Source organism: Photorhabdus bodei (assembly GCF_003287735.1).
Taxonomy (GTDB): Bacteria; Pseudomonadota; Gammaproteobacteria; order Enterobacterales; family Enterobacteriaceae; genus Photorhabdus; species Photorhabdus kayaii.
Map to the genome: position 1 here is coordinate 1 of NZ_NSCM01000072.1, position 9,175 is coordinate 9,175.

The window sequence follows — 9,175 nt, forward strand, 5'->3', positions numbered from 1 at the left end:
TATGCAGGTGACGGTGGCAAAAGGGAAAGCTAACGTCACGACGACAGTAGGCAATGGCTTAAGTGTAACGGCTGCTCATGGTGACGCTAACATTAACACTCATGTGGGTGATGGTGTTTCGGTTAACCTGGCGTGGGGTAAGCACAATATTAACACCAAAGTGGGTAATGGCCTCAATGTTGCGGTCATGAAAGGTCAAGCTAATGCCAATATCCATGTAGGTGATGGTCTGGGTATCAACGCTTGTTATGCACGTAATAACGTGGCGGTTAAGATTGGTAATGGTGATTTCTACAGCTTCTCTGTTACAGAAAGCAACAAACTTTCTTCCCTCTTTGAGCATATCAAACAGACAACATTAGGTGTGGGAGGCAGTCAGGCAATCAACTATTTGGTTCATGGGGAGGAAGCTAACACGTCGGGCACCCATGAAGGCAGAGGCGCGATTCATTTAGCGGAAGTATCTGCCATTGATGGCTTTCAGATGGATGAAATTGCGTCGGTAAGTTCAGATTTAAACCATAGTTTCAATGGTGCTATAACAGCCGTGAAGACACCTGACGTCAGTTCAATAGAAAGTGTTTTGAGTCAAAAAACGCTATCGGAGTCAGATCAGGATAAAAATCTGATTGTCAATGGTGACTTTGAACAAGGTAATCAAGGTTGGCAGTCAACCAATGATATAGAGGCATATAACCCAGCGAGTGCTTATGGTCTTGATAATACCGGTGATGGTGAACGAGTCAGTAAATTTGATGTTGATAAAAACACTGTAATTTGGCGGGAATTACAAAATTTGTCTGAAGGAGAAGTGGTTTCACTGACTTTTGATTTTATGAGTCATTTAGAGATGGTGAACCGTGACCTGAGTGACTGCGGAATAGTGGTGTTGTGGAATGGTAAGTCTGTATTCTCAGCTTCTGGACCGAGAGCTATATGGCGAACTCAAAAACTCGATTTAATGGCAAAATCAGGTACTAACCGGATTGAATTTAAAGGTACAGGCCAGGATGATGGATTTAGCTATATCTTAGACAATATCGCTGTGAAAGCTGAGACGTCACTGATTGTCAATAGTGACCTTGAGCAAGGTAAATTGGGTTGGCAATCAACCAATGATATTGCGGCCTATAGCCCAGTGAGTACTGATGAACCTAATAATACCCGTTATGGCGAACGAGTCAGTGAACTTGATGTTGATAAAAACACCACAATTTACCAGGACCTGCAAAACCGTTCTGAGGGAGAAGTGATTTCGCTGAGCTTTGATTTTGCCAATCGTCCCGATGCTTATTCAGCCGACAATGGTATGGATGTTTTCTGGAACGGCAAACTTGTATTCTCGACTTTTGGCGATGCCGCGAAATGGCAAAATAAAACACTAGAGCTGACAGCAAAAGCGGGCGGTAATCGAATTGAGTTTAAAGGAACAGGCTTGAATGATGGTGTAGGCTATATTCTGGATAACGTTTTTGCAAAATCTAAGCGCTCACGACAAGCCAATATTATTACCGAACATGTGAAACAGGATAAAGTGGCGCAAAATGCGTTAAGCGATAAAGAAAAAGCAGAAAAAGATCGCCAACTGTTGGAACAGGAAAAAGAGAAACAACTGGCAGAAATTGCGAAATCGCAATCCCAGTTGGAATTAACGGATCAGGCAGTAGTTAGCCGAAATGGGCTGACACAGCGTAATGCGATAGAAACAGAAGCGCGGGCGGAGACTGACAAACTGGTTTCCATGACGCAAGGTTTGGATGTGCTTGGTGACTATGCTAATTACAGCGGCCAATCAGGTGACCAGTGGCGTAATCAATTTGCTAGCCAATTCCTGGACCACACTCAGGATAAGTTGAATCACATCAAATTTATTGCACAGCGAAAATTAACGAATGCCCGACAATCTATTACGGATAACCAACAACAAGTAAAAGAAGCGGTTAAGAAATCCGAGGTTGGCGTAGCACAAAGTGAACAGCATCATGCCAGTGCAAAACAAGATATTGCAGAGGCTCAGAAGAAAGCAGAGTTAAGAAAAGAAGAAGCATTATTGCAGCAACAGCAGGCCAAAGAAGCGGAAAATGACGCAAATATCGCCTATCAGGGGGCGGAATATCGGGGTAAACGTGATATTGCTGCGGCTGAAAATAAAATTGCCCAGGCACAAGAAGATGTTAGAGGGGCAAAACAGGGCGATTCCAAACCTGATCGTACCGGTGCCGGTGGTAGTGGTTTGTCTGGTAATGCCTACGAATCGACAGGCGCGGGGGAAACCGGTAGCTATATTGATCCCGAATTAATACCGGAAGCTGAAAAAAGATTCTACAAGGGATTGACCGAAGAAGAGCTACAGGCGTTGGATGATGCTAAACAAGCGGTTGATCGTCTACAGATAAATGCCGGTATTCGCGCGGAAAATACCGGCGTTTTAACTACTTCAAAGTTTGCCAAAGGACAATCTGACGATAGGTCGATACCAACGTCGAACAGTTTAGGTGAACGTGTCAGAAGAGTGCCGCGGATTTCAGGCATTAATCTGAAATCGTTGGGGAATGATGTCAAGGGAGAGCAGAAAAATTCCGCTATATTTGAAAATGCAAAATTTAATTTATTGAAAGAGGGAAATAAGCTATTTATCAATCCCAATGTGCGAACATTAGGGCGAAAAAGGCAACTTAGTAAAGCGCTGGTTGCTGTACGTGATATTTTCTATAAAACGATGAGCCATTTCGATGAAGAGCATATATTGCTGCTTGAACAGGCGATAGCTGATTGGCAACAGCATAGCCCAAAAGAATTTGCTCTACGCACCAATCAGGTGAACTTAGTACGTTTTAAAATGGGCCGAATGATAGAGCACTTGCAGGCCCAGCGAGCTGAATCCGCTGGCGTCCTTGGGATTGCCGTGGCGCCTCGACATGCTGAACATCTTAAGCAGCGAGTCATCTTTGATGGAACCGGACGTGTTGTCGGTTTAAAAGGCGGTATAACACAAAACGACATTAATCGTCTTATTGAGTGGCAGATTACCCCGTTGACTCGAACGAATTCAACCGCTGAACGGGAAGCGCCTAAGACCGAAAGTGAAAGTCTGATTGCTTTTATGAGCCGATTAGAAGCCGCGAATATCCCGGAAGCGAGGCTTTGGATTGGACGAGCTAGAGGACTCTGGCTCACCGGACAAGTCACATCGAAGGAAACTATCAAGTTATTTGATGCTGCTGCCAACCAGTTACAGGCATATCCTGAGTTACATGCTTTGGTACTGTCATTACAGGCTGATGCTCACAGAGAAAAGTCAACTACCCAATATATTGACAACTTATTTGGTCGTCGTTTTGATTCCGAATTGGCCCATACTTTGGTAAAAATAGCGTCACCGGATGCGATAGCGACCTCCAGACGGATAGGTCGGTTTCTGGTGCAGGAGTTTGAGCTGTATACGCAAAGTACTGTTGACTCAACCGTCCGCGACGGACAGATTACGATCAGGATGCAAGCTTTCGCCGAAAAAATTAAAAAAGATATTCGTCCCTGGTTCAGTCGGGTGCCTGAACTGACCACATTCTTGCAAAAACCGACCTTGGATAACTTTAGGATCATGATGACTAAGGTGGATAACGGCTTTGAAATGATCAAAATTCCGTTTCTGGCGGTAAAAATGTCGAACACGGATGGTATGGGGTTACATTTATCTCAATGGAAGGCGGAAGCGGACATTTTCTATCGGGAGGAGATCTATAAGGCGCGTTCCACCAGCAGTAAGTTAACTAATATGGCGGATGTTACCTATAAAGTGAAATTAACTGAACAGCAAACCAATGATTATGGTATTGCACTGCCCTACCAGCCATCCGGTGATCAATATGGAGATTTCCTGTCTGGCAGAAAGGTGGCGGCGGGCAGAGTGCTGACGCCTGGACAGGAAACAACGCTTGAGCGTAACGCCCTGGCGCAGGGGCATTCCGTGGTAACGGGGGCATCTGGCTCGACCAATATCATGGTTCATCTCAATAACTATATTGCCAGTCAAGATCCTACTTTCTCGCAAGAGCAGGCATATCTTAATACGTTGGCGTTTCTGGTGTTTGATGGCGGTCATTCTGTTAATGAAAGTTTGGTGGTCTATAAAGCATTGCAGATGACTGGTGATGAACGTCGGCAAGTACTACAAAACTATACCGCCAGTTATATGGATCTGATGGATATCGCCGGAGATAAAGGAAAATTATCGATAAATCAGGCATTAAATAACGCATTTGAGAAAACCCAACACCTTTATCGAGAAAATACCGCCGAGAGAGAACAGAACGGCTCTCCAGTGGAAGCATTACAGGCGTTATCGGGCAAAAATAGAGCGTCAGAGTCGGTATTAATTGAGAATGATGGTACTTCGCCACGGGATAAAGACTCTTTAAACCCAGTGACCCGATTCTTTAACAACGAATTGTATGGTTTTAAAGAAGAGCGCCGCCATATCAGTGATGAGACGCAGACTATGCTTAATGATGCGGTTGCTAATGGCAGCTCAAGCAAAATCACCCTAAAAGGTGAAGGGGGACGTTTAACGGGATATTATCATCAAGGTGACATAAAACCAGATGATATCTCGACGGCAGCAGAGAAAAAAGTCGTGCTTTTCCTTCATGGTTCAGGTTTGTCCGCGGAAGAGCAAGCTCATGACATCCAAAGCCACTATCAAAAGCAGGGCATTGATATACTGGCTGTCAATATGCGTGGCTATGGTGGTAGTGATGGTAGTCCCGGTGAGAAAGGGTTCTATCAGGATGCCCGGACGATGTTTCGCTATTTGGTGCAAGATCGCGGTATTAAGCCGGGTAATATTATCCTTCATGGTTATTCCGTTGGTGGGCCGGTGGCGGCAGATCTTGCTCGATATGCGGCGCAAAATAATCAAGCCGTGTCAGGTCTGTTACTCGACAGGCCAATATCGAGTATGACCAAAGCCATAACCGCGTATGACATACCAAACCCTGGTGGCATAATTGGGGTATTGGCAAAAGCGATGAACGGACAATTTTCAGTAGAAAAAAACCTCAAAGGTCTGCCGATCAATACGCCGATCATGCTGTTAACTGACAATCAAGGTTTAGGGCATGAAGGGGAAAAGCTGCGTGCAAGATTGACCGCTTCTGGTTATCGCGTATCGGGTGAACAAACCTTTTATGGTCATGTCGAGAGCAGTGCTTTAATGAGCCAATATACTGATAGGATTGTCTCGACGCTCTCCGATTTTCAAAATAAAAATCGGGATAGGGTGAAGAACTCGTTGCAAAAGAGTGGCAATCATGGGACACGTTTTGATGGTCAGATCATTATTCAAATGGAAAATGACCCGATTGTAGCAAAAGCCGCGATCAATCTGGCGAGTAAACACCGGGAATCCAGCGTGGTGGTTAAACTTGATTCTAATGGCAAATATCATGTCATTTATGGTGATCCTGCCAGATTATCAGGCAAATTACGTTGGCAGATTGTTGGTCATGGCCGTGACGAATCGGCACAAAATAACACACGTTTGAGTGGTTACAGTGCTGATGAATTGGCAATAAAACTAAAACAGTTCAGTCAGAACTTTAACCAGGCGGGTAAACCTGAGCGTATCAGCATCGTGGGTTGTTCACTGATTAGTGATGATAAGCGGAATGGTTTTGCCTATCGTTTTATTACCGCTTTAGATAAACAGGGCATCCGTAGTGATGTTTCAGCGCGTCGCAGTGAAGTGGCCGTTGATGTAACAGGCCGTAAATTTACCCGCGATAAAAATCATCAGTGGGTTAACAAGTTGGGCGATAACAAACTGGTGTTACACTGGAATGAACAGGATGAACTAACGGCTACAACAGAAAAACTGCGTCGTGGTGTGGCTGAAAGCGATATTAACCTTGCCAAAGTGGGGTACACAGAAGCTGATTCAGCAACCAGAGGGGCAATTGCGGATAACCATGATGTTTTCACCGTGCCAGGGAAGCGCAAAAACAGGGTTGAGCCCGGTTCAAATCCTCAATCGGAGCCACTGAGTTACGCCGGGAATATACAGGTAAACGTGGGTGACGGTGAATTTACCGCGATCAACTGGGGAACCTCGAACGTAGGTATCAAAGTGGGTACGGGGGGTTTTAAATCACTGGCCTTTGGCGACAACAATGTGATGGTTCACATCGGGGAGGGTGACAGTAAGCACAGCGTTAATCTGGGTGGTTATCAAGCGTTTGAAGGGGCGCAGGTGTTTATTGGCAACCGTAACGTCAGCTTCAACCAGGGTCGCAGTAATGACCTGATTGTCATGATGGATAAATCCCTCCCTACGCCACCGTTGGTTAATCCATTTGATGGCGCTGCGCGTATTACCGGTGTACTGAAATCTATTGCTCATTCCGGCGAAGAGTGGGATTGGTTGGCGGTGCAAAATCAGCAGTGGACACTATCTGGTGCGAAAAAATTTGTGCGGGACATGTCTGGTTTAGACCAAACCAGTAGTGTGGATTACAAGACATTGGTTGATTTGGATTCGCAGCGCGAGCGCAGTAGCCGTGGTTTGAAAAGTGACACAGAAGCGGCATTGAATAAAAAATACCACCGATGGTTAAGTGGTCACGGCAAAAAGATTGATACCAGTAAAATGAGCCGTGCGGATAAATTTCGTCAGGCCAATGAGAAACTGGCTTTCAATTTTGCGGTAGGTGGTCAAGGGTCGGACATTCAGGTCACAACCGGTAGTTGGAACTTTATGTTCGGTGACCATATTCAATCGATTTTGGATACCAACCTGGGTTCTCTGTTTGGTCTGATGACGCAGCAATATTCAACAACGGGCCTGGCGAAAACAACATTTACTTACAATCTACAGGACTTACCGCGTCAGCTTAAAAACAAACTACAGGGTCGGTTAGCCGGTGTGGATGCAGAGACCACGTTAGCGGATATTTTTTGTGTGGATTACACGCCGGAGGGACAGATTGTTGCCCGTAATGGTAAGCCGGTTGATGGCAAGGCGATTCTGCGAGAGATGTTGGAAGTTATTAAGCAGTTTGGTGGTGATCAACTAAGTACCTTCACTGATCCGGATAAATTGATTAATGGTTTGAAACAGAACGCTGATATGAGTGCTGATGGTATTGAATCATTTTTTGTCAGTCATGGGCTGAAAGAGAAAGCGCCTGATAAAAATCGGGAAAAGAGTATACCGGGTGCCATCAACAGTGGGGATAGTCAGGCTAATGACAAATCAGAGCGTGCCTTGGGCTTTAATTCGCTGAATTTGCCTAACCTGTTTGCGACGATATTCAGCAAAGATAAACAAGGAGAGATGAAGTCATTAGTGACCAATCTGAAAGAGAATCTCACGGCAGATCTGCTCAATATGGAGCAGAAAACCTTTGATTTCCTGCGTAACAGCGGTCATCTGCAAGGGGATAGCGATATCCATATCTCGTTAGGGAACTATAACTTCAACTGGGGCGGTGACGGTAAAGATCTCGGTGCTTATCTGGGCGATAACAACAACTTCTGGGGTGGTCGCGGAGATGATGTTTATTACTCCATCGGCACTTCCAACATCTTTACTGGTGGTGAAGGTGATGACTTGGGCGTTCTGATGGGACGTGAAAACTGGATGTTTGGTGGTAGTGGCGATGATACCGCAGTGGTAGCTGGACGCATTAACCATGTGTTCATGGGTGAGGGTAATGATCAGACATTTGTTTTTGGTGAAGGCGGCGTTATTGATGCCGGTAATGGGCAGGACTACGTTGTCACTTCTGGTAACTACAACCAGGTGGATACTGGAGAAGATCAAGATTATGCCGTGACCATCGGTAATAACAACCGGGTTGAGTTAGGTGAAGGCAATGACTTTGGCCAGGTGTTTGGTAATGACAACCGAATTGATGGCAACATGGGTGGCGATGTCATTAAACTGATGGGCTATCATGCGGTAATTAATGGCGGAGAAGGTGATGACCACCTGATAGCGGCCACAATTTCGAAGTTCAGCCAGTTTGATGGCGGTAATGGTCAGGATCTACTGGTTCTGGGGGGATACCAGAACCACTTCCAAGGGGGGGCAGGAGTAGACAGCTTTGTGGTCAGTGGTAAGGTGATTGACAGTCAGGTTGATGATATTAATGCAGAAGATATGATTGTCTTTAACGATATTGACTGGCAAAACCTGTGGTTCCAGCGCAGTGGATATGATCTGGTGTTATCAGTGAATCGCCATACTCAGGATAAAACTGCTCAGAGCCTGTTTGAATCGGTGGGTTCAGTCACCTTTAGTGATTACTTTAATGGTAACCGTGCCAAATTAGTGACACAGATGAAGCATAAGGATGCATCAGGAGAGCGTGAATTTACGGCACTTTCCGACAATGCGGTTGATACCTTAATCCAGGCCATGAGCAGTTTTTCCCCAACAGCCGGTGATAACGGTTTTATCGAAGGGCTGGATAGCAAGGCGAAAGAGGCTATTGCGACGGCCTGGGCAGACACCATAACTGGCAAGGGAAAATTTGCCTGATTTAACTTGCCATAACGCTAAGCAATAACGGTAAAAATGGCTCACTGGATAGGTGGGCCATCTTAATCTCGCAAGGGTATTATCGCTAGCTTACCCTTTTCCGCCGCATGCTTACGAATCAAGTAGAAATTAAATAGTCTGAGCTCAGCAAAATACAGTACTCAGACCTTGATGAACGAGTGATTTAAATTGCCTGACTTTTGTAAATAATTCACAAAGCCGGGGTAGTTGTGATTGCCATATTTTTTGAATAAATATGAGTTGCAAAAAATTAACCTACTCTTATTGAATATTATTTGCAAAATAGTTTAATTTAAATCATTATTTTATAAATGTTCTTTTAACTCGGATAGATATAATAAAGTAAGGTATCCATATACATGTATACCTTATGGATTTCAAGATGCATCGCGGCGGCAAGGGAGCGAATCCCCGGGAGCATAGATAACTATGTGACCGGGGGGAGTGAGTGCAGCCAACAAAGAGGCAACTTGAAGGATGACAGGTATATATACCCAAGAAACTTCAAGATGCAGTTTTTAGCACCTGAAAATGGTCGTTAATTCTCGACATCAGCGAGTCCGCTATATCCGGTAGCGTTGTGGTGAAAAATTTGAAGACTTTGTCTCGAAATTC

General features: G+C 44.9%; 3 protein-coding genes and 1 pseudogene. 2 read left to right on the top strand and 2 right to left on the bottom strand.

Features of this window, described 5'->3' with window-relative positions:
• A partial coding sequence (locus CKY02_RS25355) for an alpha/beta fold hydrolase (RefSeq protein ID WP_420899240.1) occupies positions 1 to 8,539 on the top strand: 8,539 nt, incomplete at its 5' end.
• A gap of 321 nt (positions 8,540 to 8,860) precedes the next feature.
• Here CKY02_RS25355 and CKY02_RS26805 read toward each other — a convergent pair.
• A complete protein-coding gene (locus tag CKY02_RS26805; protein ID WP_167405354.1) occupies positions 8,861 to 8,959 on the bottom strand; it encodes a DUF2569 family protein in 99 nt (32 codons plus the stop codon).
• Between CKY02_RS26805 and CKY02_RS25040 the strand changes: the two genes are divergently transcribed.
• Entirely contained in the window at positions 8,920 to 9,102 is a 183-nt protein-coding gene (locus tag CKY02_RS25040) for a hypothetical protein (protein ID WP_167405353.1), read from the top strand. The two genes, CKY02_RS26805 and CKY02_RS25040, sit on opposite strands and share 40 nt — an antisense overlap.
• On the opposite strand, the pseudogene CKY02_RS21740 reads toward CKY02_RS25040, so the two are convergent.
• Positions 9,065 to 9,175, bottom strand: a pseudogene (locus CKY02_RS21740) (IS630 family transposase); the annotation flags it as partial. The gene CKY02_RS25040 and the pseudogene CKY02_RS21740 overlap by 38 nt on opposite strands.

Coding starts and splice junctions, on each gene's coding strand:
- CKY02_RS25040 (WP_167405353.1), top strand. CDS start 8,920: ATGTATACCTTATGGATTTCAAGATGCATCGCGGCGGCAAGGGAGCGA.